The organism is Yersinia sp. SCPM-O-B-9106 (C-191) (assembly GCF_026183365.1).
In the GTDB taxonomy this organism is placed as follows: domain Bacteria; phylum Pseudomonadota; class Gammaproteobacteria; order Enterobacterales; family Enterobacteriaceae; genus Yersinia; species Yersinia rochesterensis.
This window is the reverse complement of record NZ_CP110791.1, coordinates 2554915-2578646: the sequence shown is the minus strand read 5'-3', so window position 1 is coordinate 2578646 and position 23732 is coordinate 2554915. Positions and strand designations below refer to the sequence as shown.

Genomic DNA, 23732 nt, shown 5'->3' with positions numbered 1-23732 from the left:
CTTAAGTTTGTCTAAAACTGACCTGACGCAATATTTGATGGTGATCACTTCCCCATAATGATATTCACTATTATGAAGGTGGGAACCATGGACAAATTACTCGACCGCTTTTTCAACTATGTCTCTTTTGATACTCAAGCAAAAGCCAATGTAAAATCCGTGCCGAGCACTGAAGGGCAGCGCAAGCTGGCTCTGGCGTTGCAACAGGAGTTGCAGTCGCTGGGTTTTTCTCAGGTTAATTTGAGTGACCACGGCTGTGTGATGGCAACATTACCCGCAAATGTTTCCTGGTCGGTCCCCACGGTTGGCTTTATTGCTCATCTCGACACCTCACCCGACTTCTCGGGGAAAAATGTTAATCCACAGATTGTAGAAAACTACCGTGGTGGTGATATTGCTTTGGGAATCGGTGATGAGGTTCTGTCCCCGGTCATGTTCCCCGTCCTGCATCAATTGCTTGGGCACACCTTGATTACCACTGACGGCAAGACCCTATTAGGTGCGGATGATAAAGCGGGTATTGCAGAAATCATCACCGCCATGGTGCGCTTAAAGCACAATAATGTTCCTCATGGGGATATCCGGATCGCATTCACGCCAGATGAAGAAGTGGGGAAAGGGGCGCGTTTCTTTAATGTGGCTGAATTTGATGCCCAATGGGCTTATACCGTGGATGGCGGCGGTGTCGGCGAACTTGAGTTCGAGAATTTTAATGCGGCTTCGGTGACAATAAAAATTGTCGGTAACAATGTTCATCCTGGGAGTGCTAAAGGGGTGATGGTGAATGCACTGTCGCTGGCAACCCGTTTCCATCAGGAATTACCGGCGAATGAAACCCCTGAATGTACAGAGGGTTATGACGGATTTTATCATCTGCAAAGCATTAAGGGCACGGTTGAACGGGCAGAAATGCACTATATCGTGCGCGATTTTAACCTCGATGGATTTGAAGCTCGCAAGAAAAATATGGTGGATATCGCCAAGCGGGTTGGTAAAGGTTTACACCGTGACTGTTATATCGAAATCGTTATAGATGATAGTTATTACAATATGCGTGAGCATATTATTAAGCATCCACATATCATTGAGATAGCACAACAGGCGATGCATGATTGCGATATCACGCCTATTATGAAGCCAATTCGCGGTGGCACTGATGGCGCTCAGTTATCTTTCATGGGCTTACCTTGCCCCAATATCTTTACCGGTGGCTATAATTATCATGGTAAACATGAGTTTATAACCTTGGAAGGAATGGAAAAAGCGGTGGCGGTTATCATGAGAATTGCTGAATTGACAGCAAAACGGGCTAAAGAGTCATAAGATTATCCATCACACAAAAATGTTGAGATTAATGACAAAGCTATTGATCACGCAATGAGTGAAAGGGTAACCGCACCTCGTAGCTCTCCGGCAACTTACGTCGCCACGACCCCAATAGCACGTTTCCCTTTCATTTGACTTTGTCAGCAGTCTGATGCCCCGTTTATCGGGGCATTTTGTGTAATAAGACCGAAATATTAGTCATTAAAATACCAATAGCCGCTGTTCACCAGTGCGGTCAGCATGGCAAGGAAAGACGGATCTTCCAGCGCATCACCCAACTTCTGCGCATCAACACTGAAGTGTTGGCATAATGCATCGGCGGCTGATAAGTGCGGTGTATTAATCAATTCACCATTAGCAAAACATTGGTCACCAATACGCAGAACACGCAGGCCGGCAAGACGTTGTAATTCTTCACCTTGTTGGAGTAATTCATAGACATCCCCTGCTTGATAAGGGGGTTCTGGTGGGGCGATATCCAACTCATGGCGTGATTGAGAAATAAATTCGCCAAACCAGTTTTGGAACTCTTCCGGTTGCTGGACTAAATCGAGCATCATAGTGCGAAGTTTATCGACTTCTTGTGGCAGCACTTCAGCAGGGTGGTCCCGCAATTGCAAGTCCGGATCACTGTAACGGTAACTGCCCAACTCGCGAGAAAGCACATAGTCAGCAAAACCGCTGACCAGTTCACGGCCATTAGGTGCACGGAAGCCGACCGAATAATTCAATGCATTTTCAAGAGCATAGCCTTCATGAGGGAAGCCCGGTGGGATATAGAGAATATCGCCCGGTTCCATTTCTTCATCAATAATGGCGTCGAATGGGCCGACTTGCAGCAGGTCTGGATGGGGGCAATGCTGCTTCATTTCCGTTTTCTCACCGACCCGCCAGCGACGACGGCCCGTGCCTTGAATGATAAAAACGTCATATTGGTCAAAATGCGGGCCAACACCCCCACCAGGGACCGAGAAAGAAATCATTAAATCATCCATCCGCCAGTCAGAAAGCTTGCGGAATGGGCGCATTAAGGCGGCTGCGGGTTCATGCCAATGATCAACCGCCTGTACCAACAGCGACCAATTAGTTTCACCTAAGTGATCAAAACTCTCAAATGGGCCATGACTCACTTGCCAGCGACCCTCTTCATGGCTCACCAGGCGACTATCGACTTCATTTTCCATTGCTAGACCAGCAAGCTCATCAGGCGAAAGAGGATCAATAAAGTTTGTAAAGCCACGTTTGAGGAGGACGGGGCGTTTCTGCCAATAGCGCTGCAGAAAATCGGGCCAATCGAGATTGATTTGGTAATCCATGTTTATTCCAGGATAGGGGGTGAACTTGCCTGTGATTATAACGGATGCCTGCCATTAGTATCAGGGGTTGACGGGCAAATTTTATTAATCAGCGTGATAATCATTTTGCTGGCCAAAGGTCACCATCATCCGTGCTCCACCTAAGTGGCTTTCAGTGATGGTTATCTTACCTTGATACTGTTCAATAATTTCAGCTGCAACAGACAATCCAAGCCCTTGCCCCGGGCGTAAAGTGTCTACACGTTGGCCGCGTTGGAAAATTAATTGCCGTTTACTTTCAGGGATGCCCGGCCCATCGTCGTCAATGACAATAGTGAGCTGCTTCTCTGAGTGGAGGGCGGTTATCTCGACAAATTCCAGGCAATATTTGCAGGCGTTTTCCAGAACATTGCCCATCACTTCCATGAAGTCATTCCTTTCGCCCAGGAAAGTCACTTCAGGCGAGATATCCAACGTCAATACCACGCCTTTGCGTTGATACACTTTATTCAGCGCACTGCACAAGCTATCGAGTAGGGCAGGAACAGAATGAATTTCACGAATCAATACGTTATGTTCAGAACGCATGCTGGCCCGATGCAGATAATAACCAATTTGCTGAGAGATACGACTTATCTGCTCGAGCATGATAGGTTCAACCTCTTCAATAGTTGTTTGCTTACCGGTGCGTAAAGAGCGCAAAGTTGTTTGCAATACTGCCAGAGGCGTTTTTAGACTATGAGTCAGGTCTGAGAGTGTAGTGCGGTATTTGGTATAACGCTGGCGTTCATTGGTGAGCAAGATATTAAGATTTCGCACCAAACTTAGTAATTCACTAGGAGGATTCTCATCTAATTGTTCGCGCTCACCTTTTTCTAACTGATTGATCTGGCTGACCAGCGCCTTAATCGGTCTTAGGCTCCAATAGGCAGCAAGCCAAAGCAAGGGAACAACCAACAGTAAATTCGCTAGTAAGACATAGCTAAACCAGTTCCAAACCAAGTCTGAGCGCTGTAATTCCTGCGGGATAGTATCGACAACTACAATGGTGAGTTGCGGTAAGCGGGATGTCGCGGGATAAGTATTAACGGATATGGAGTGAGTCAACGCGCTGCTGTCAGTATCGTCATATTTTTTGAGTTGGTCTTGTGCTTTCGGATTATCACCCAGCATCATGCTACTGATATGTGTTCCGGTATCCAACTCATAAAATCCCGGTTTTTGTAACCAGCTTTTTTCGATATGAGACTCAAGTTCTGGCACATGCCGCTGACGCCACAGAATATTGCCATCTTTATCATAAATCAGAACCAGCGTTGGGATATTCAGCTCAAGCTCTGGTGGCACTGAGATACTAAGCTTATTATTTTGCCATTGGGCCAGACTGAAAAATAAGTTACTTTCGCCGCGATGTGCTCTGAATGTATTTTTATCAAAACTGACAATATAGCCGACGACGGCGACCATACCATAAGATAACGACAGCGCCAGAATGACGCCCGCTGTCGCCATAAGAAACCGTGCGCGAAGAGAGAAGGGTTTGTTATTTTTCCTGAGCATGATGTCTAGTTGGCGTCAAAACGGTATCCCTGACCACGGATGGTCGTAATCACCTCTCCTTCATGTTTTGCCTGCATTTTTTTACGCAAACGCCCCATTAATACGTCAATAGTGTGGCTTTCACGTAGTTCTGCATCAGGATAGAGTTGCAGCATTAATGTATCTTTGCTGACGACTTTTCCAGCATTACGAATAAGGGTTTCAATGATAGTGTATTCGAAAGCGGTGAGTTTAATCTGTTGCTGATTGACGCACAACTCTCGCCGTGAGAGATCAATCTGAAACGGAGGGAATTCAATCACCTGAGAGGCTAAACCAATATTGCGCCGCATTAATGCCTGCATTCGCGCAATGACTTCCTCCAGATGAAAAGGTTTGGTCACGTAATCATCGGCACCAGCTTCCAGCACTGCAACTTTATCTTGCCAACTTTCCCGTGCTGTTAGCACCAGAATCGGCAGGTTCGTCTGATGGCTGCGCCAGCGACGGATAAGGCTCAACCCATCTTCACCCGGTAAACCAAGATCAATAATGGCGATATCAGGAGCATGCTCTTGCAAGAAATAGTCTGCTTCTTTGGCGTCTTCTGCGGCGTCTACCTGATGGCCCATCTCACGCATTTGCACGGTAAGATGGTGACGCAACAAAGCATTATCTTCGACAACTAAAACTCGCATACCACATTCCTCGATAAGACATTAATCGGGTAATTTAATATTACCCGACAAATAAAAATTAAAACAGTAAGTTAGAAAGCGTAACGCAAACCTACTTGCATTGCCTGATCACTGACTTTCCAGTTATGGTAGGTATAACCCACTTCAGCCGCGAGGCTTTTTGTTAGAGCATAGCCTGTGGTTACCCGTGCTTCATGGAAGGCGCGGTCGTCATATCTGGCCAGACGGTAGGCAATGTCCAGGCTAATATCTTGTGATAATTGACTTTTGATTCCAACTTCACCGGTAGCGCTATTGTAACTATTAGTTTTTTCACCGTTTTTGCTGGCATCAAATACCATGGCGCGGCGACTGCCGCCGACCAAAGTATAAAAATCAATATTAGGTGAGAATGTCCAATGGTAGCCCAGGCCTAATACGGCCTCCGCAAGACCCCGATCACTATTGGCAATGCTGCTTATACGGCCATCAATAAACAAATCGTTATCAAAACCATAGCCACCATTAAGATAAATGCCACCCATGTCACGGTCGCCGATCTGGCTGTAATTACTCTGATTAAATTGCTTATCAAAACGTTCATTACTACTGATTGAACCATACTGCAGGCCACCCGCGACATAAGTGTAATCAGCGGCAATAGCAGTAGTACAAGTCCCTATCAGGGCGAGAGAAAGTAGTGTTTTCTTCAACATAATGAGAATAGCTCCAGTGATTGTAACGTCCTTTTGACATCATCAGTATTATCAATGACAACAGCTAAACCGGGGCTAAACAGGGGCAGTACGCGGGGAATAAGAAAAATAGGGGGTTATACAGGTGGCGTTGATTCACCACCTGTATTTGAGATTAAAGCATTACTTCAATTCATCAACCATCGTCGTGGCGCGGCCAATATAATTAGCCGGGGTCATGGCTTTCAACCGGGTTTTTTCTTCTTCCGGCAGTGCGAGACTGTCGATAAATGTTTGCATACCAGCAGCATCAACACGTTTTCCGCGAGTCAATTCCTTTAATTTTTCATAAGGTTTTTCAATGCCATAGCGACGCATGACGGTTTGGATAGGTTCAGCCAACACTTCCCAGTTATGGTCCAGTTCTTCCAACAGATGCGCTTCGTTGACTTCCAGCTTACTAATGCCTTTCATCGTCGCCTGATAGGCAATGGCGGCATAGCCCAGCCCAACACCCAAGTTACGCAGCACTGTAGAGTCTGTCAGGTCACGCTGCCAGCGCGAAACCGGGAGTTTGCTGGCTAAATGACCCAGTACCGCGTTGGACAGGCCCAGATTGCCCTCTGAATTCTCGAAATCAATAGGGTTCACTTTATGTGGCATGGTGCTGGAACCAATTTCGCCAGCGATGGTTTTTTGTTTGAAGTGATTCAAGGCAATATAACCCCAGATATCACGGTCAAAATCGATCAGAATGGTATTGAAACGCGCTATACAGTCGAAAAGTTCAGCGATGTAATCGTGCGGTTCGATTTGTGTGGTGTAGGGGTTCCAATTGATACCCAGTGAAGTGACAAAACTTTCACTGAACTGGTGCCAGTCAACTTCAGGATAAGCCACGATGTGAGCATTGTAGTTACCCACTGCGCCATTGATTTTGCCTAAAATTTCCACTTGTGACAGTTGGCGGAACTGGCGCTCCATACGGTAAGCTACGTTCGCAAACTCTTTACCGATGGTGGACGGTGTTGCCGGCTGGCCGTGAGTACGGGAAAGCAGCGGCAAATCACGATGTTGGTGAGCCAGCGCTTTAATCGAATCAATAAGCTGACGCCACATCGGCAACACCACATCCTGACGGGCGGTTTGCAGCATTAGGGCGTGCGACAGGTTATTGATATCTTCTGAAGTACAAGCAAAGTGGATGAATTCTGACACTGCATGCAGCGCTGGAACACTCTCCACTTTCTCTTTCAGGAAGTATTCGACCGCTTTTACATCATGATTCGTAGTGCGCTCAATGGTTTTGATGCGCTGTGCATCCTGTTCATTGAAATCTTGCACTATCTTATCGAGGTAAGCGTTTGCGTCGGCATCAAAAGCCGGGACTTCTTTGATTTCTGCACAGGCGGCCAATTTTTGCAGCCAACGTACTTCGACCTGCACACGGAATTTCAGCAAACCGAATTCGCTAAAGATTGGGCGCAGTGCGCTGACTTTATCGCCGTAGCGCCCATCAATAGGGGAAACGGCAGTCAGTGAGGATAATTCCATTGGTGGCAACTCCTGATAAAGAATGTCAATTATGAGCAAGAATACTCTGCGCCTGCTTAAACAGACGATTTCGCGAGAACATTAACTGCAAGCGGCTTCCGCCGACTTGTTGCCAAAGCACGGCTGAGCGGATCCCCGCCAGCAGGGTGGCACGAATTTTTGCCTGCACCAATGTGCTTTGTAAAATAGCCGGAGAGCCAATAACTTGAATGCGTGGGCCGAGAGGGCTGATAACATCGGTATAAATAGCCGCCAGCGAACTCATCATGGTTTCAGATTCGAGATCGAAATGCGCCAGTTGGCGATCAAGCTGACTGATACGGTCACCTAAGGTATTCATGGCCGATTTATTGGCATTGAGTTTTCTTTCAAGCACCATGAGGCTCAGGGTATAGCGAGTCAGCTCAGCTGCCGGCCCCTGTCGGTTGGCGTTTAACACACTTTGCAGTGTTTCCAGCCCCATTTTTAGGGATTGCTCATTACCGCCATATACCGCCAAAGTTGACGGTGGATTGGTTTGCAACAACCCACCCAGCATGGTGCTCAATGCATCATTATCGCATTGGCCTTCATGAGCCAATTGTTGAACCAAGCGAGCTGACTGGCAGATTCCTGCCAATGCCAACGTAATATCATAATAGTTTTTCGCCACGGTTACTCCTGTAAACATTCTGGTTCACGTATGGGTTGAATTAGTTTGCGGCTGAACCAATCAGCGGGTAACGCTCTTCAATAATACCGCCACCGAGGCAAACTTCGCCTTGATAGAAAACAGCCGACTGACCGGGTGTTACTGCCGCCACGGGTTCATCAAACCGAACCTCAACACGCTCGTCATCCAAAGGTGTCACGGTGCAAGGAATGTCCTGTTGACGATAACGGGTTTTCACCACACAGCGGAAAGCGGCGGTGACCGGTTCTCTATCCACCCAATGCAACTGTTGAGCAATCAGACCGACAGACATTAAACGCGGATGTTCGTGCCCCTGTGCTACCAACAGGATGTTATTGGCAACATCTTTATCTACGACATACCATGGGTCATCGCCACCTTCTTTGGTACCGCCAATACCTAAACCTTTGCGTTGGCCCAGCGTGTGATACATCAAACCCTGATGTTCACCCACATGTTGGCCATCTACGGTCATGATTGGGCCGGGTTGAGCGGGCAGGTAGCGGCCGAGGAAATCACGGAATTTGCGCTCACCGATAAAGCAGATGCCGGTAGAGTCTTTTTTCTTGGCGGTGACCAGGTCAAGTTGTTCAGCAATGCGGCGAACTTCAGGTTTTTCTAATTCCCCAACGGGGAACAGGCTCTGAGCAAGCTGTTCGTGACTTAAGGTGTAGAGGAAATAGCTTTGGTCTTTATTGCCATCAAGGCCACGTAGCAAACGGCTTTTACCCTCAACATCCTGACGACGGACATAATGACCGGTAGCAATATAGTCCGCGCCCAAGTCTTCGGCGGCGAATTCCAGGAAGGCTTTAAATTTGATTTCTTTATTACACAGAATATCGGGGTTGGGGGTACGCCCAGCTTTGTATTCTTCAAGGAACAATTCGAACACGTTATCCCAATATTCTGCGGCAAAATTGACGGTGTGCAACTCCATGCCCAGTTTGTCGCATACTGCTTGAGCATCGGCCAGGTCGGTCGCTGCAGAGCAATATTCTTCGCCATCATCCTCTTCCCAGTTCTTCATGAACAAGCCGGCAACTTGGTAGCCCTGTTGCTGAAGCAGGTAGGCGGAAACGGAAGAATCGACACCGCCGGACATACCGACGATTACTTTTTTCTGGCTGTTATCTGACATGGGAGTCTCACTAACGTAAATACCTAAAGCCCCTGCGATGGCGGTGGCGGATGATATTATCCGACTCATTGCTCAGCGCGGGTGAGGCATTATAAAAACAAGCGCCGGATTTTATCACGTTGTTTGCTTCACTGCATGGTTGTTTGCTTCACAGCATAGTTCATCCTCAGCCTGAACAAAATTAGCTGAGTAAATCAAATCTGCTGTTTATAGTGGCCAGTTAAATGAGCCAACCAGATCAAGCGAATAGCGCTCGGGCTGTTGGTAACACCGGATACTCTCAGCAACCAGTGGCGAGCGTAAATTATCTGATTGCAGTATTTCATCCGCAGTGAGCCAGTGGCAGCAGTCGATATCGTCATCTTGCGGCGCTGTGGCTACGGGCTCTTTCAGCTCAATCACAAAAGCAAAACGGAGGAACGGGGTTTTATCCGGCGCAATCCACTGATGCATACGCAAAAAAGATTGCGGGTTGGCCCGAATGCCGGTTTCTTCCCACAGTTCCCTTTCTGCGGCCTGCACCAGGGTTTCATCGGCCTCTAAATGACCCGCCGGTTGATTCCATAACTTTTTGCCGTTGATAGTTTCCTCAACAACTAAAAATTTCCCGTTAGCATGCACGACACAAGCCACAGTAACATGAGGCTTAAACATAGTTTATCTCCTTCCATTCGCCGGGCTGTAGGTCGCCTAAGCTTAAATTTCCCATACTAAAACGTATCAGACGCAGGGTAGGGAAGCCAATATGGGCGGTCATTCTGCGAACTTGCCGGTTGCGACCCTCAAAGAGGGTTATTTTTAGCCAGCTAGTGGGAATGGCTTTGCGCTCTCGAATCGGCGGATTACGCGGCCATAACCACTCGGGTTCGCTGACTAATTCGGCACCTGCGGGTAAAGTGGGGCCGTCTTTTAAGGTTATCCCGGCCCTTAACTGATTGAGCGCACCATCGCCCGGCACCCCCTCGACTTGTACAAAATAAACTTTACCGGTTTTCTGGGCGGGCTGGGTGAGCCTGGCTTGCAATTTGCCATCATTGGTTAAGACCAGCAAACCTTCGCTATCACGATCGAGTCGGCCCGCCGCATAAACATCACCAAAAGGGATAAATTCCTTCAAAGTTGAGCGCCCAGACTCATCAGTAAATTGCGGTAACACATCAAAAGGCTTGTTGAATAACAGTACGCGACGTGGGGCAATAGGCTTGACTTGTTTCGCCAGTGTCTTGGTGCTGAATCGGTTAACTTTGTGATTTTTAACAGAGAATTTATTCATGATTATTGCGATTCCGAATGATTAGCGCATTATACCTCAATCTGTTTCGGATTGGCGTGGAACGAATATTCAAGTAGTATTGACACGAATCTTACAAGGCATTAACAAAATTGCGCTGAAGGAGAGGTTGATGGAAAGCAAAGTAGTGGTTCCGGCAGAAGGTAATAAAATTACTGTCGATGCTCAGGGTAAACTGGTTGTTCCGCATAATCCGATCATTCCATTTATTGAAGGTGATGGTATTGGCGTCGATGTGACCCCAGCCATGATCAACGTGGTAGATGCTGCGGTTAAGAAAGCCTATAAAGGTGAGCGTAAAATCTCCTGGATGGAAATCTATACCGGTGAGAAATCAACTCATGTTTATGGCAAAGATGTTTGGCTGCCAGAAGAAACATTGGATCTGATTCGTGAATATCGCGTTGCTATTAAAGGTCCATTAACCACGCCAGTGGGCGGCGGTATTCGTTCTCTGAACGTTGCTTTGCGCCAACAACTCGACTTGTATGTGTGTCTGCGCCCAGTGCGTTATTACGAGGGGACACCAAGCCCGGTAAAACATCCTGAATTGACCAATATGGTGATTTTCCGCGAAAACGCTGAAGACATCTATGCGGGTATCGAATGGAAAGCGGGTTCACCAGAAGCTGAAAAAGTGATTAAGTTCCTGCGTGAAGAGATGGGTGTGAAGAAAATCCGTTTCCCTGAACAATGTGGTATTGGTGTGAAACCTTGTTCAGAAGAAGGGACTAAGCGCTTGGTTCGTGCTGCCATTGAGTACGCGATTACCAACGATCGTGAATCAGTCACTCTGGTTCATAAAGGCAACATTATGAAATTCACCGAAGGCGCATTTAAAGACTGGGGTTACCAGTTAGCGCGTGAGGAATTTGGTGGTGAGCTGATCGATGGTGGCCCATGGGTTAAAATTAAGAATCCAAACAACGGTAAAGACATCATTATTAAAGATGTTATTGCCGATGCTTTCCTACAACAAATTTTGCTGCGCCCAGCAGAATATGATGTCATCGCCTGTATGAACCTGAACGGCGATTACATTTCTGATGCTTTAGCTGCACAAGTCGGCGGTATCGGTATTGCCCCTGGCGCTAACATTGGTGATGAATGCGCCTTGTTTGAAGCAACCCACGGCACCGCACCAAAGTATGCGGGTCAGGATAAGGTGAACCCAGGTTCTATCATTCTGTCCGCAGAAATGATGCTGCGTCACATGGGTTGGTTCGAAGCTGCTGATTTGATTATCAAAGGCACCGAGGGCGCTATCCAGGCCAAGACGGTAACTTATGATTTCGAACGTTTGATGGAAGGCGCTAAGTTACTGAAATGTAGTGAATTTGGCGATGCCATTATTCAACACATGTAATTCAGCAAGTTAAGCTATATCTCACGGGGGCGTCCGCTTCCGTGAGTTTTTGTTCCCCCTCAATTACCTCACAAACTCTGCTGCAGTAAATTCAGCTAATTCTGCAACTTTGTGGATAAATCAATGAGTGAGCTGTGACCCGCCATAATAATATGAAGAAAATATTTGACTGGTCAGGTTAACTCTTTATCCTTTACGGCAAAGTTATTTAGCATATGTATTTCATTTAATCACCAGAACTTAAGAAACTATAAATATTTTTTTATTTTCTCTCTTAAAACAGAGGTTTATATTGTGACGAAGGATGTAGAAATCGTTAAAGCACGGCATCCGTTAGATAAGCAGCATATCAAACTGACTTATGTAACCCATTTTTACTGTAATCAGGGAAATATGGATTCCGTTGAGTCTTTGTTGAAGGAATATGAATCTTACCCTGACGATATTAAGGATGCGGTAGAGTTTGTCATTGTCGATGATTGCTCTCCCTTAGAGTATGAAGTAAAAGATTATGATTTGAATTTCACGTGGTTAAGAATAACCACTGATATCCCGTGGAACCAAGCGGGTTCCCGTAATCTGGGTGTCACTTATGCTAAATCTGATAAAATCATCATTACTGATTTAGACTGTTTGCTGCCAGAAGATACGCTGCGTTATCTGGTTAATGCGCGTAACCCTGGGCGCTCACTGTATCGTATCTACCGTACAGATGAAAAAACCGGCAAAGCCTACCGCGGTCATCCCAATTTATTCTTCATGTCCAGAGCTAGATTCTTCAGACTTTATGGCTATGACGAAGAGTTTGCCGGCCATTATGGTTCAGAAGATTATCGTTTTGTGAAGTTCCATAAAGATCATGGCACCACACCTCGCTATCTGCCGAAGCAATATCGCTGTATTGAGCGTAATGTTGATAGGAAGAAAAGCTACCATTCTCTGGATCGTGATTTGACGCACAATGCGCCTATTGATGATCGCAAGAAGAATGAAATTGCTCTCTTTGGTGCGGAATATGGTCATAGCCGAATATTCCTTAACTTTAATTGGGAAATCAAAAAAGTGCATTCACGCCCACCAACAGTCCCCGAACGTAAGGGCTGGTGGCGGCCATTATGGTGGTTCCGTTACCTGTTCCGTTCACTCGCGGCATAACGGCATTTATCTAAAATATTTCTCATAGCCAGTCAGTGTATACTGATTGGCTATGTCATAGATTAGGGCTGCGATACTGGGTACCAGTGTGTCACGCGGCTTCTCTTGGTTATTAATCTGAAGTGAGTGACTTATGATTTCTCCTGCTACCTTGCCCAGTTCACCGCCAGCGCATCGCTATGTTGGCATGTTATCTTGTGTAACTGCATTTTTATTAGGTATTGGTGTACCCACTTCTAATTTTATAATGAACTTGTCGATGGTATTGGCTTTAATCTGTTTACTGCTGAGCCGCGATACACGTTATGTGAAAGTTTTAGTCAAAAACCCGCTGATTTGGTTACCGGCAATTATGTTTTTGCTGCTGGCAGTATCTTTGCTATGGCAGCACAATTTGTACGGTAAAGTGATGGTCGGAAAATATTCCAAGCTGTTGTATATCTTGCCATTAGCGATGTTTTTTATTCTTTCTCGCCCACTTGCCCGCTATTTTGCCAAAGGTTTTTTATTGGCCAATGCCGTGATCCTGGCCGCCAGTCTCTGGGTCGGTGTCCTTCATATGCCGTTGGGTCATATTGACCCCTTAAATCCGACAGTATTTAAGTTACAAATCACACATAACTTCTTTATGGCATTAGCTGCGGTGATATGGCTTTCTTTAGCATTCCGCAGCCATGGGCTTAAGCGCTGGGGCTATGCGCTACTGGTGTGTCTGGCGGTCTATAACATTGTGTTTATGGTGCAGGGCAGAACCGGCTATGTTGCCTTGGTGGCTGCTTTTGGGGTGTGGGCGCTGCTGTCATTATCAACCCGTCAGCGTTTGGGGATGCTGGTGGGCGCATTTATCATCGCAGCGATCGTGCTTGTGGTGCCAAACCGTGCAGTTGAACGGCTACAGCAAGGTGTCACAGAGGTTCAAACCTGCTTGTCAGCCACCCACGAGGAGGATAAAAAATCTTGCGACAGTTCGATGGGAATGCGCACGTCATTCATACTTGAATCTGTAAGGCTGATAGAGTCAGCGCCTGTTTTAGGGCATGGCGCTGGGGGCTTTTGGCTCAGTCTTTCACAAAGCGAATATAGCATAAATCCGCATAATGAATATTTAATGCAAACTGTGCAATCCGGAATCGTCGGTTTAGCTTTATTCCTCGGGTGGATGTGGTGTTATTTCCGTTCTGCCTGGCGTTTACCAACACAGATTAGAAATGTGTTGGTGGCTTTGCTCTGTGCTTATTTGGCTTGTCACCTATTTAATTCCTTCTTACTCGACTCTTCAGAAGGGCACTTATTTATCATCCTTACGGCGATTGTGGCCAGTTATTCAGCACTGCCGCCTAAAGAACGCGAAGAAATAGAGCAAACAGAATAAAACTCGGAATAAAGAGTGTGTTAAATCTAGAGAGCAGGTGCCCACAGTGGCACCTGTTTTTTATCCATTTAGTTTGATACTTCCTGCGGCGAGCTAAAGTTTAAGTTGTTGTATCCCTCTTGAAAACCAAACAACTCAAACAACTCATAAGCCGTTGAATACATATGATAGGGCGAAAAAAACAACCAGGCAAAAAGTGAGAATAAAATCATAATGACAACCAGTAGGATTTTATCAAGTAGCACTTTTCCTCCTTATATTATTTGAGCCAATAAACTTGTCACATTGACTCATTATGTCAACTGCGCACTGTTGCATAACAATAACGTAAAACCATATTAAACGCATGGGCAGGGTTAACGAATGTTAAGTGATCTTCGTCACGAAATTGAATTGTTAACGTTAACATTGGTGATTAACATCACGAAATACACGAGATATTGTATCAATATAGAGGATGAAAAAGAGCCGAAACCAAAACGACTTTTCTGTTATGGGCATAACAGAGCTGCGTTGGCATTAAGTGGATGCTCGCTCCAATAATGGGCAAGGCAATCGGTGTATTAATCGTGATTCCCGCCTTTCAATTAAATGAAGGGCAGCTTCCCGACCAATATCATAATGAGGCTGTTGCACCGTAGTCAGTGGCGGCAGAAATAGCTCTCCGATACCGGCCATATTGTCATACCCCACTACCGCAACTTGCTGTGGGATGGTAATACCTTTCGCTAAAAGCACTTGGTAGGCCAGGAAAGCGATGCGGTCATTACCACAAATAAGCACATCAAAATCAGGTTTCCCGTTAGGGCAGTTGCGCTCTAAGAGAGAAATAACATCCTGATAATGCTCATCTCCCCACGCCAAGTGGTGCTGACGTAACTGCTCCAGTGGTAAGGTAGATTCTCGCCATGCTTTTTCCACGCCCGCGCGCCGAGCTTTTCCCGCCAGCGAACTCTCAGGAAGATAGAGACACAATGGCCGCTGATAACCTCGGCGCAGCAGCAATTTCAGCGCCTGATATTGACCATCAAAGTCATCAGGAATGTAGCTGGGGATTGTATTATTCTCGCTGACACAATTAGCTAGCACAATATTCTTATCCCGAAGACATTCAGGGACAGTGACCTGTTGTAGCCTCATTGAGGCAAAAATAATGCCATCGGGGCGCTGGGCCAGCAGTTGGTTGACCGCGCGTTCGCTGTCTTCGTGTGAAGTTAGATTGACCAGAAAGCTATTCCAGCCAAATTCGCGTGCCGTCAACTCAATGGACAGTAATATCTCGACCGAAAACGGAGTGGTGGCGGTATCGCGCGCAAGCACGGCGAGAGTCGAGGTTTTGGTGGTGTTGCCCCGCATTTTTCGGGCAAAGAAATCAGGTACATAATTCAGAGTTTCAATGGCTTGCATGACTCGCTGATAAGTTTCTGGTCGCAATTGTTCTGGGGCATTGATTGCCCGAGAAACCGTCATTAATGAAACTGACGCCAGATTTGCCACTTCTTTCAGCGAAACCATTACTTTCCTCGATAGATTATATTACCGCTTTGATTGGTTGATGATGGCTACCTGTCATTATTGATTAATAGGAGCGGCGGTATTGGCTGGTTCTATCAATAAAAAGCCCTCATGAGTGAGGGCTAGAGGCTAACAGTTGGCTTTATCATCAGCCTCATCAATCAGACCGTTGGCTATCTTGCTCGCATCAAGATAACGGGAAGAACTTAAAATCTGATTAAGTGTTTCTCGAACACTGAACAAAAATTGATCATTGTCTGACTCGTTAGCACATTCAACCATTAATGCGATAAGCAAAGCTTCATGGGCGATCAAATGATCTTCACCAGGTAAGTTTGCATCAGTGCTACCTTGCTGGGCGCGAACAGATGTTTGATTAAGTGATGACATAAAACTCCTTATTTAATAATTGAATAACCACCCGCCCACTATAGCGGGGTTTCTGTTTATTGCTATGACAGATGAATACTTTGTCATAGCATCCATAACAGATAATGTGCTGGTGGTACTCAATTGTTCAATTTATTCGTGCTGTTTCAAAGGGATATTATGGATAAGGCCCCTTATTTTACCGGGCGATAAATACGGACAGCCGCAGTTAGGCGCAAGGTACGATGAGCGAGCTCTTCTGCCGCACCGGCATATTGTTCCACCATGGCGGAATTTTGATGCGTCATTTGGTCTAATTGACCAATCGACTGGCTAATTTGGCCAAGAGCTTGTGTCTGTTCATGGGTTGAGGTGCTAATTTCACGGATTAAAGTAGAAACCTGACCGGCCTGTTGCACAATATTATCCATGGTCGCCCCGGCGTTTTGGACTAATTTACTCCCATCGCGAACCCGCTCTACGCTAGTTTCAATGAGGTGCTTAATTTCTTTTGCCGCAGTGGAGGAGCGTTGGGCCAAATGGCGAACTTCACTGGCAACCACGGCGAAGCCACGGCCTTGTTCACCGGCTCTTGCCGCTTCAACCGCCGCATTGAGTGCCAAAATATTGGTTTGGAAAGCAATGCCTTCAATCACACTGATAATATCGACAATACGATGGCTGGAATCATTAATCGTGCCCATGGTATTAATCACCTGGTGCATTAACTCACTACCACGTTCCGCCGCATGGCTGCTCATAGCAGCTAATGATGTCGTCTCATTGGCACTATTGGCGCTGTTTTGGACGGTTGCGACGAGTTGTTCAGTCGCACTGACAATATGTTGTAGATTGGCGGTAGCTTGTTCGGTCCTAACTTTTAACTCACGATTCCCTGCCGCAATTTCACTGCTGGCAGTATTAATACCATCAACCTGGCCACTGACGTCGTCTGTCAGAGAGCGGAGGTTCAATCCCAACTGATTGACGCTACGCATTAAATAGCCAATTTCATCAACACGGTTCAGTTGCACATAATCACCGGCTTGTCCTGAGGAGACATCTTGTGCTTGCTGCAAAATCGCGGCAATTGGGCGGGCGACCTGGCGTTCCAACCAAAATGAGGTGATCAAGCTACTGAAAAGGGTGGTTATTCCTAGCCCCAGCAAGGGCAAACCGGTCACTCCTATCCCCATCGCCGCCAAAGTCGGTAGCAGTGCGGCAGTCAATAATGCACCGCGCAAACGCCAACGCAGGGGCAGAGTTTGAAACAATGAAAGGAAAGATAACACGCCAGTGCGGACAATTAGCCCGCGATACAATGCAATGCGGCGTTGCTTAGCTTTGCCAGAGTTAAAATCGGCATACAGTGCTTCCGCTTGTTTAACTTCTTCGCGGGTTGGCGCAATTCGTACTGAAATATAGCCGGTCAAACGGTCTTTATGGAGCAGCGGGGTGGCATTGGCGCGTACCCAGTAATAGTCACCATTTTGACGACGATTCTTGACCAATGATGACCAAGATAAACCCGCATTCAAAGTCCGCCACATATCAGCAAAGGCCGCGGGGGGCATATCCGGGTGCCGCACCACATTGTGAGGTTGGCCCAGCAAGTTCTGATATTCAAAGCCACTGGCCTGCACAAAGGCAGCATTGGCATAGGTGATATTACCTTGAATATCAGTGGTAGACTGCAAGGTGGTATCGCGATCAATAGGATACTCCTGCCGGCTGACAGGTTTGTTCACTCGCATAATAACCTCAGTAAATGGGGGAGTTCATTTATACCGTCATACTTCAACGTTACATGTGCGTTGGCTGTTCTCGCTCACCCGAATGACTTACTTGAATAAGCTCATCGGGATTTACTCAATTGCCGCCTTCCTGTAACTCGAATTATTTAGGAGATATAACAATGGAATACAATAATTACTGAGAGTCATCGGCAGTCGCAGAGAAAACTTTATGGCATTCTTAATATAAAACATCAATTCCCTATAAAGGTGCTTTTATTCGTCTCATTGCTCTTATTTAGTGCGTTTCACTATTTATGAAAAATATGAATTTTACTTAATTCATTATTTAACCTTAATGTTAATTTGGTATTTAAAATAGCGAAATTGTAAATATATATCATATAAAACAGTTGGTTATGTTGTTTTTTGTTGAGTTGCTTAATGTTCAATTGGTGAATTTTTTAAATGAGTGTTTGTTTGCTTTTATATTTGCCTGTAATTGAGATTAAATATGTATGATTTTTATTTAAAGGTTACACGATGTGATGTTTTTTGGTGGTTTGATTTGCAATATTTGTTAATTATGAATATTACAATAATTATTTGTTACAGTTGCCCGACATATCAATCTGAGTAATATTAATTAGGAATAAAAATCCCCGCAGATGCAGAGCTAGAAAAGCTAAAAAGCGATAATGATGGCTGAATCAAAAATCATTTAAAATTAAATGACTCTTTTTTAAGTTTTCTATTTTCATCAGAAAGTCATAGATAGGTGAAAGTCGGTTAAAGTCTTTGCTCAAAATATCAAGCAGTTGCACGAAAATTTTGGGCGGAAGAGTTGATTAAGCCGCCATCGTCGATGTTGTTAACTGTTCCAGACGTTACAGTGCAAAATGAGTCTAGTCTATTCCGGGAGCTAGTTATGCTCCCGGATAATATAGCCAAGAAGGGGTTATAAACCGCGTTTTTCCATTAACAAAGCAAGGTCAATGAGGCGATTCGAAAATCCCCATTCGTTATCATACCAAGCTAGGATTTTGACCAGTTTTCCACCAATGACCAGTGTTGAAAGGCCATCAATAATAGATGACCGCGGATCGCCGCGATAATCACTTGATACCAGAGGTTCTTCGCTGTAGCCCAGAATACCCTTTAACGGCCCAGATTCACTAGCTTGACGAAATGCAGCATTAATTTCGTCAACCGTCGCTTCACGTTTAAGGTTTACGGTTAAATCGACTATAGAGACCACTGGCACAGGAACGCGCAGGGAATAGCCGGTCATTTTACCTTCAAGTTCAGGGATAACCTTACCGATTGCTTTAGCAGCACCGCTGGAGTAAGGAACAATAGAAACAGCTGCTGCACGTGCTCCTCGTAAGTCTTTTTCTGGTTGGTCATGGAGTGCTTGGCTGTTGGTATATGCATGGGTGGTATTCATAAGCCCATGTTCAATGCCAAATACCTGATGTAAAACTTGTGCCGCAGGAGCAAGACCGTTAGTGGTGCAGCTACCGTTACTGACGACTTTGTGCTTGGCTGCATCATATTTATCATCATTGACACCCATCACAATGGTCATGTCGTCGTTTTTAGCTGGAGCGGAAATGATGACACGCTTTGCTCCACCTTGGGTGATATGGACTTCTGCTTTGGCCTTTTCAGTAAAGAATCCGGTGGCTTCTATGACAATATCAACACCGACGCTACTCCACGGAATTGCAGCTGGGTCTCTTTCTGAAAAGACGCGAATTGCATGTCCATCAACCAAAATTTGGTTTTCACTCGCTTTAATATCAACATTTAACGTACCGGAGAGTGAATCATATTTAAGGAGATGAGCGAGAGTTTTGCTATCAGTGAGGTCATTAATGGCGACCACCTGAAAATCATGACGTCCCAATGCTGCACGAAGGACATTTCGACCAATTCTGCCGAATCCGTTAATACCCACTTTAACCATGATAAAAACCCCTTTATTGACTGAATTGAATTAATAATAGCTCTCAGAAAAGGGGGCGTAAATGACAACAAAAGATCAATTTATGCCATTTTGCGAGAATGGAAATGTTCACGATATTCTGTTGGCGTCAGCTGTAAGTTGCGTTCAAAAACTCTGCGTAGATTTAGACCGCGACCAAACCCAGTGACCACCGCAATTTGCTCAATACTGTTGGTTGTCTGTTCAAGGTGCTGTCTGGCAGCATTTAACCTGACTTCTTCAATATACTTTGCTGGTGTAAGACCGGTCTCCCGAGTGAATACTCGAGTAAAGTTACGCGGACTCATGGCCGCTCGTTCTGCCAGATTTTCGACGGACAAATTATGGGTGAGATTATTAGGCAACCATGCTTGAAGATCACGGATCACCCCATCATTGGCTTGATTCAGTAAATACCGACTAAACTGTATTTGTCCGCCAGGACGGCGCAGAAACATCACGAGGTCTTGCGCAATCTCTCTGGCGATATTAAATCCTTGGTCGTCTTCGACCAAAGCGAGAGTCAGATCAAAACCTGAACTGACCCCCCCAGATGTCCAGACCATGCCATCTTGAACATACAAAGGACCGCGTTCCACCATTATCCGTGGGTATTGGGTTTGCAGGGTATCAAGCAACCGCCAGTGTGTAGTGGCATGCCGCCCATCCAGTAAACCGGCCTTGGCCAGTAGAAGTGCGCCCCCACAGATCGAAACTATTCGTTCGGCATGTGGCGCTGCCAGCTTAAGCCAACTGACAACATTGCTACTTTCATCCTCTGTCAGCCCTTTGCCAGTGACCATTATTGTGTTGCGGGAAAGTGTCGGATCCAGGTCGGAAAGCCGCTGGTCAGCAAGCAAGTTTAGACCTGAAATGCCGTTTACCACGCGATGCGGTTGTGTTGTTGCAACAGTGACCTGATAGGGTGGGTTAGGAGTATCCGTTGTTCGCAGGCGATTAGCATGCATAAGAATATCGGTGACCCCTATTGCTTCAAACAGCATTCCCCCATTAGGGATGATAATCAAGAAAGTGTGCATGGCATTAATTGTTCAGTTAGCATGATATGCGACAAGTGTATCACTGGAGTGGACATGGTTGTAAATAGCGGACAGTGATAGGTTGATGCTCTATCTATTTAGTTAAGGGGGCAATACTCCCTAAGTGAAAATGACCACTTTGTTGTGACAAACCCACTCCGCATAATGACATTTAGATTTAAATTATCCTTCAAATTCATCGTGTCAGCCCGACATGATTAGATTCCCTCGTAAATGCTCCTAAATGCGAGAACAAGAAGAAAAGATAACTTGCCATTCAGTGCTGTTTATATATACAGTATTTAACAATGAAGACAGACAGCAAGACACCAATCTGCTTTTTTAATCAGATGATTGGTTTGTAAGAAGAGAAAGTTAGTGGGATAGAAAAATACAGGGAAACGGCGAAGAGTGATGGAGGACTTAGTCGGGGGAAGTCGATAATTTTTAATTATAATTAATAACTAAATAATTGTTTTTTTCATATATGTATCGTTCATTAATTCCTCTATTGTGAATTCCTTAATATCGTCTATCGCAAGTAAATTGTTGGTCTAGTCAGAGGCGCAGCATCATAAAGCGCCAGTCCGTAGCTATCGACCAGTTCATAGCTATTGATATTGTATCTATAACAAGGATTAAAAATGAAATTAGAAACATTATCTATTCATGCAGGCTATTCACCAGATCCCACCACCAGAGCGGTTGCTGTTCCCATTTATCAGACTTCCTCTTTTGCCTTTGATGATACCCAGCATGGTGCCGATTTATTTGATTTAAAAGTCGCGGGCAATATTTACTCACGAATCATGAACCCCACCAATGATGTGTTGGAACAACGGGTTGCAGCGCTGGAAGGGGGGATTGCTGCCCTGGCAGTTGCATCCGGTATGGCCGCGATCACCTATGCTATCCAGACACTTGCTGAAGCTGGGGATAATATCGTGTCAGTAGCGAAGTTGTATGGCGGGACTTACAACCTGCTGGCCCATACTTTGCCGCGTTACGGGATCGAAACTCGATTTGCCGACCATGATGATATTGAAGCATTAGAAGCATTGATTGATGACCGGACAAAAGCGGTTTTTTGTGAATCAATTGGTAATCCAGCGGGCAATATTGTTGATCTGAAAAAATTGGCTGATGCCGCCCATCGGCACGGGGTGCCATTGATTGTCGATAATACGGTCGCGACACCTATTCTTTGTCGGCCATTTGAACATGGCGCGGATATTGTGGTGCATTCATTGACCAAATATATCGGCGGCCACGGTTCCAGCATTGGTGGCATAGTGGTGGATTCCGGTAAGTTCCCGTGGGCACAATATCCGAAGCGTTTTGCTCAATTGAATACGCCCGATCCGTCTTATCACGGTGTGACTTATACCGAGCAATTTGGCGCGGCTGCGTATATTGGTCGCTGCCGAGTGGTACCGCTGAGAAATACCGGCGCGGCACTGTCGCCATTCAATGCCTTTCTGATCTTACAAGGGCTAGAAACTCTGGCTTTGCGCATGGAGCGCCATACTGAAAATGCATTGAAAGTTGCCCATTACTTGCAGAATCACCCACAAGTTAGCTGGGTTAAATATGCCGGTTTACCTGACCATCCTGAACATGAATTAGCCCAACGCTATTTTGGTGGTAAACCTGCCGCTATATTGTCATTCGGTGTTCATGGCGGGCAGGCGGCGGGGGGGCGATTTATCGATGCGCTGAATTTGATCGTACGGCTGGTTAATATTGGTGATGCCAAATCATTGGCGTGCCATCCAGCCTCCACAACTCACCGTCAGCTCAATGATGAAGAGCTTATTAAGGCGGGTGTACCACGGGATATGGTGAGGTTGTCGATTGGTATTGAGCACATTGATGACATCCTCAATGACCTTGCCCAAGCATTGGATGCGGCTAAATCATAAGACAGACGCTGAATGTGACCGGTAGCCCGAGGGTACCGGTCAAGAGTCATAGCGGAAACAATGATGGTGAAAAATTAAAGTGTAGCCAGTGTTGCAGCAATCACTTTGGCATAGGGGGTTGTTGGGCGGCCAATAAGTTTGCTCAAGGTATGGCTATCATCAAAAAGCCCACCTTTAGCCGCACCCGCATCAGAATCGGCCAGCAGGCTGGCAAAACCGTCAGGTAAACCGGCTCCAATCAGCGCTTGCTTGAAGTCAGTCTCAGATAGATTTTTGTATACGACTGGTTTGCCGGATTGGCGGGCAATTTCTGCTGTGAATTCGGCCAATGTATAGCTGTCATCACCAGCTAATTCGTAAACTTTACCGGCTTGATTTTCTTGGGTCAGCACTGTGGCGGCGGCCTCGGCATAGTCTTCACGCGCGGCAGAGGCGATACGGCCATCAGCGACCGCGCCGATGAATGCACCATGGGCTAACGCCGGTGCAATACTTGCAGCATAGTTTTCGGTATACCAGCCGTTTCTCAAGAGCACCACCGGCACGCCTGAGTCGCGCAGAAGTTCTTCTGTGGCACGGTGTTCTTCACCTAATCCCAAAGTGCTTTTATCGGCATGCAGCAAACTGGTATACGCCAACAATTTGACGCCTGCTTTTTTGGCGGCATTGATTACCGCAGTATGTTGAGCAATACGTTGTCCCACTTCACTCGATGAGATTAACAGCAGTTTATCAACCCCTTGGAAAGCAGTTTCTAATGTCGCGGGTTGGCTATAATCAGCTTTAAGTACCTGAACGCCTAACGCTGCTAAATCACTGGCCTTCTCCGGGCTGCGTACGGCGGCAATAATTTCACTGGCTGGGACTTTTTTAAGTAATGCATTGATAACAAGGCGGCCTAGTTGGCCGGTAGCTCCGGTTACTGCGATCATTATGATGCTCCAAATGTGATGTTATGCCTTTCGTACTTGAAATAGCTGGGGTTAGCTAGATTCTCGTACCCGAATCACTGACCTGAGTCAGAGCTGCGCGGTTTATTCACTGGCTACCTACCACACTAATGACTTTGGGCAAGTAGTCAG

At 46.0% G+C, this 23732-nt stretch carries 20 protein-coding genes; 5 read left to right on the top strand and 15 right to left on the bottom strand.

The genetic code is table 11. The features are described 5' to 3' along the window. The first annotated feature begins 87 nt into the window (after positions 1–87). Complete coding sequence (pepT, locus tag OP863_RS11955) at positions 88–1323, top strand: peptidase T (RefSeq protein ID WP_265525329.1); 1236 nt, start codon at positions 88–90, stop codon at positions 1321–1323. A 197-nt stretch (positions 1324–1520) separates the two neighbouring features. On the opposite strand, the gene OP863_RS11950 is transcribed toward pepT, so the two are convergent. The 9 genes from OP863_RS11950 to rluE form a co-directional block, all read right to left on the bottom strand. Continuing rightward, positions 1521–2642 (bottom strand): cupin domain-containing protein, encoded by a 1122-nt coding sequence (locus tag OP863_RS11950; protein ID WP_265525328.1) that lies wholly within the window; start codon positions 2640–2642, stop codon positions 1521–1523. Between the two features lie 84 nt (positions 2643–2726). Further along, positions 2727–4181, bottom strand: a complete 1455-nt coding sequence (phoQ, locus tag OP863_RS11945) for a two-component system sensor histidine kinase PhoQ (protein ID WP_038632319.1) — start codon at positions 4179–4181, stop codon at positions 2727–2729. Positions 4182–4186: 5 nt separating this feature from the next. Next, entirely contained in the window at positions 4187–4858 is a 672-nt protein-coding gene (gene phoP, locus OP863_RS11940) for a two-component system response regulator PhoP (RefSeq protein ID WP_004389792.1), read from the bottom strand. Positions 4859–4929: 71 nt separating this feature from the next. Next, on the bottom strand, positions 4930–5553 hold the full coding sequence (locus OP863_RS11935; protein WP_038632321.1) for an outer membrane beta-barrel protein: 624 nt from the start codon (positions 5551–5553) through the stop codon (positions 4930–4932). 162 nt (positions 5554–5715) lie between these two features. After that, positions 5716–7086, bottom strand: coding sequence for an adenylosuccinate lyase (gene purB / locus OP863_RS11930; RefSeq protein WP_050291259.1), 1371 nt, complete (start codon positions 7084–7086; stop codon positions 5716–5718). 25 nt (positions 7087–7111) lie between these two features. Further along, the gene (gene hflD, locus OP863_RS11925) at positions 7112–7738 is read right to left on the bottom strand and encodes a high frequency lysogenization protein HflD (RefSeq protein ID WP_038632325.1); all 627 of its coding nucleotides are present in this window, start codon (positions 7736–7738) and stop codon (positions 7112–7114) included. A gap of 40 nt (positions 7739–7778) precedes the next feature. Further along, complete coding sequence (gene mnmA / locus OP863_RS11920; RefSeq protein WP_038632327.1) at positions 7779–8900, bottom strand: tRNA 2-thiouridine(34) synthase MnmA; 1122 nt, start codon at positions 8898–8900, stop codon at positions 7779–7781. A gap of 207 nt (positions 8901–9107) precedes the next feature. Beyond that, positions 9108–9554, bottom strand: a complete 447-nt coding sequence (locus tag OP863_RS11915) for an NUDIX hydrolase (RefSeq protein WP_038632328.1) — start codon at positions 9552–9554, stop codon at positions 9108–9110. After that, on the bottom strand, positions 9547–10173 hold the full coding sequence (gene rluE, locus OP863_RS11910; protein ID WP_145587674.1) for a 23S rRNA pseudouridine(2457) synthase RluE: 627 nt from the start codon (positions 10171–10173) through the stop codon (positions 9547–9549). The genes OP863_RS11915 and rluE overlap by 8 nt, the downstream gene beginning before the upstream one ends. Before the next feature lie 130 nt (positions 10174–10303). Between rluE and icd the strand changes: the two genes are divergently transcribed. The 3 genes from icd (at position 10304) to OP863_RS11895 (ending at position 14084) form a co-directional block, all read left to right on the top strand. Then, a complete protein-coding gene (gene icd, locus OP863_RS11905) occupies positions 10304–11557 on the top strand; it encodes an NADP-dependent isocitrate dehydrogenase (protein WP_050291258.1) in 1254 nt (417 codons plus the stop codon). 294 nt (positions 11558–11851) lie between these two features. Continuing rightward, a complete protein-coding gene (locus OP863_RS11900) occupies positions 11852–12712 on the top strand; it encodes a glycosyltransferase family A protein (RefSeq protein ID WP_050291257.1) in 861 nt (286 codons plus the stop codon). Between the two features lie 151 nt (positions 12713–12863). After that, on the top strand, positions 12864–14084 hold the full coding sequence (locus tag OP863_RS11895) for an O-antigen ligase family protein (protein WP_265526264.1): 1221 nt from the start codon (positions 12864–12866) through the stop codon (positions 14082–14084). Positions 14085–14603: 519 nt separating this feature from the next. Here OP863_RS11895 and OP863_RS11890 read toward each other — a convergent pair. The 5 genes from OP863_RS11890 to OP863_RS11870 form a co-directional block, all read right to left on the bottom strand. Then, positions 14604–15599, bottom strand: coding sequence for a LacI family DNA-binding transcriptional regulator (locus OP863_RS11890; protein WP_265525327.1), 996 nt, complete (start codon positions 15597–15599; stop codon positions 14604–14606). A gap of 129 nt (positions 15600–15728) precedes the next feature. After that, entirely contained in the window at positions 15729–15989 is a 261-nt protein-coding gene (locus tag OP863_RS11885; protein WP_038632340.1) for a hypothetical protein, read from the bottom strand. Positions 15990–16162: 173 nt separating this feature from the next. Next, positions 16163–17722 (bottom strand): methyl-accepting chemotaxis protein, encoded by a 1560-nt coding sequence (locus OP863_RS11880; RefSeq protein WP_145587680.1) that lies wholly within the window; start codon positions 17720–17722, stop codon positions 16163–16165. A gap of 937 nt (positions 17723–18659) precedes the next feature. Further along, a complete protein-coding gene (gene gap / locus OP863_RS11875; RefSeq protein ID WP_145589475.1) occupies positions 18660–19670 on the bottom strand; it encodes a type I glyceraldehyde-3-phosphate dehydrogenase in 1011 nt (336 codons plus the stop codon). An 80-nt stretch (positions 19671–19750) separates the two neighbouring features. Next, complete coding sequence (locus OP863_RS11870; protein WP_145589474.1) at positions 19751–20728, bottom strand: GlxA family transcriptional regulator; 978 nt, start codon at positions 20726–20728, stop codon at positions 19751–19753. A gap of 644 nt (positions 20729–21372) precedes the next feature. Between OP863_RS11870 and OP863_RS11865 the strand changes: the two genes are divergently transcribed. Beyond that, complete coding sequence (locus tag OP863_RS11865) at positions 21373–22650, top strand: bifunctional O-acetylhomoserine aminocarboxypropyltransferase/cysteine synthase (protein ID WP_038632348.1); 1278 nt, start codon at positions 21373–21375, stop codon at positions 22648–22650. A 74-nt stretch (positions 22651–22724) separates the two neighbouring features. On the opposite strand, the gene OP863_RS11860 is transcribed toward OP863_RS11865, so the two are convergent. Further along, the gene (locus OP863_RS11860; protein WP_265525326.1) at positions 22725–23582 is read right to left on the bottom strand and encodes an SDR family oxidoreductase; all 858 of its coding nucleotides are present in this window, start codon (positions 23580–23582) and stop codon (positions 22725–22727) included. Positions 23583–23732 lie beyond the last annotated feature (150 nt).

Coding starts and splice junctions, on each gene's coding strand:
- pepT (WP_265525329.1), top strand. CDS start 88: ATGGACAAATTACTCGACCGCTTTTTCAACTATGTCTCTTTTGATACT.
- OP863_RS11950 (WP_265525328.1), bottom strand. CDS start 2,642: ATGGATTACCAAATCAATCTCGATTGGCCCGATTTTCTGCAGCGCTAT.
- phoQ (WP_038632319.1), bottom strand. CDS start 4,181: ATGCTCAGGAAAAATAACAAACCCTTCTCTCTTCGCGCACGGTTTCTT.
- phoP (WP_004389792.1), bottom strand. CDS start 4,858: ATGCGAGTTTTAGTTGTCGAAGATAATGCTTTGTTGCGTCACCATCTT.
- OP863_RS11935 (WP_038632321.1), bottom strand. CDS start 5,553: ATGTTGAAGAAAACACTACTTTCTCTCGCCCTGATAGGGACTTGTACT.
- purB (WP_050291259.1), bottom strand. CDS start 7,086: ATGGAATTATCCTCACTGACTGCCGTTTCCCCTATTGATGGGCGCTAC.
- mnmA (WP_038632327.1), bottom strand. CDS start 8,900: ATGTCAGATAACAGCCAGAAAAAAGTAATCGTCGGTATGTCCGGCGGT.
- OP863_RS11915 (WP_038632328.1), bottom strand. CDS start 9,554: ATGTTTAAGCCTCATGTTACTGTGGCTTGTGTCGTGCATGCTAACGGG.
- rluE (WP_145587674.1), bottom strand. CDS start 10,173: ATGAATAAATTCTCTGTTAAAAATCACAAAGTTAACCGATTCAGCACC.
- icd (WP_050291258.1), top strand. CDS start 10,304: ATGGAAAGCAAAGTAGTGGTTCCGGCAGAAGGTAATAAAATTACTGTC.
- OP863_RS11890 (WP_265525327.1), bottom strand. CDS start 15,599: ATGGTTTCGCTGAAAGAAGTGGCAAATCTGGCGTCAGTTTCATTAATG.
- OP863_RS11885 (WP_038632340.1), bottom strand. CDS start 15,989: ATGTCATCACTTAATCAAACATCTGTTCGCGCCCAGCAAGGTAGCACT.
- OP863_RS11880 (WP_145587680.1), bottom strand. CDS start 17,722: ATGCGAGTGAACAAACCTGTCAGCCGGCAGGAGTATCCTATTGATCGC.
- gap (WP_145589475.1), bottom strand. CDS start 19,670: ATGGTTAAAGTGGGTATTAACGGATTCGGCAGAATTGGTCGAAATGTC.
- OP863_RS11870 (WP_145589474.1), bottom strand. CDS start 20,728: ATGCACACTTTCTTGATTATCATCCCTAATGGGGGAATGCTGTTTGAA.
- OP863_RS11865 (WP_038632348.1), top strand. CDS start 21,373: ATGAAATTAGAAACATTATCTATTCATGCAGGCTATTCACCAGATCCC.
- OP863_RS11860 (WP_265525326.1), bottom strand. CDS start 23,582: ATGATCGCAGTAACCGGAGCTACCGGCCAACTAGGCCGCCTTGTTATC.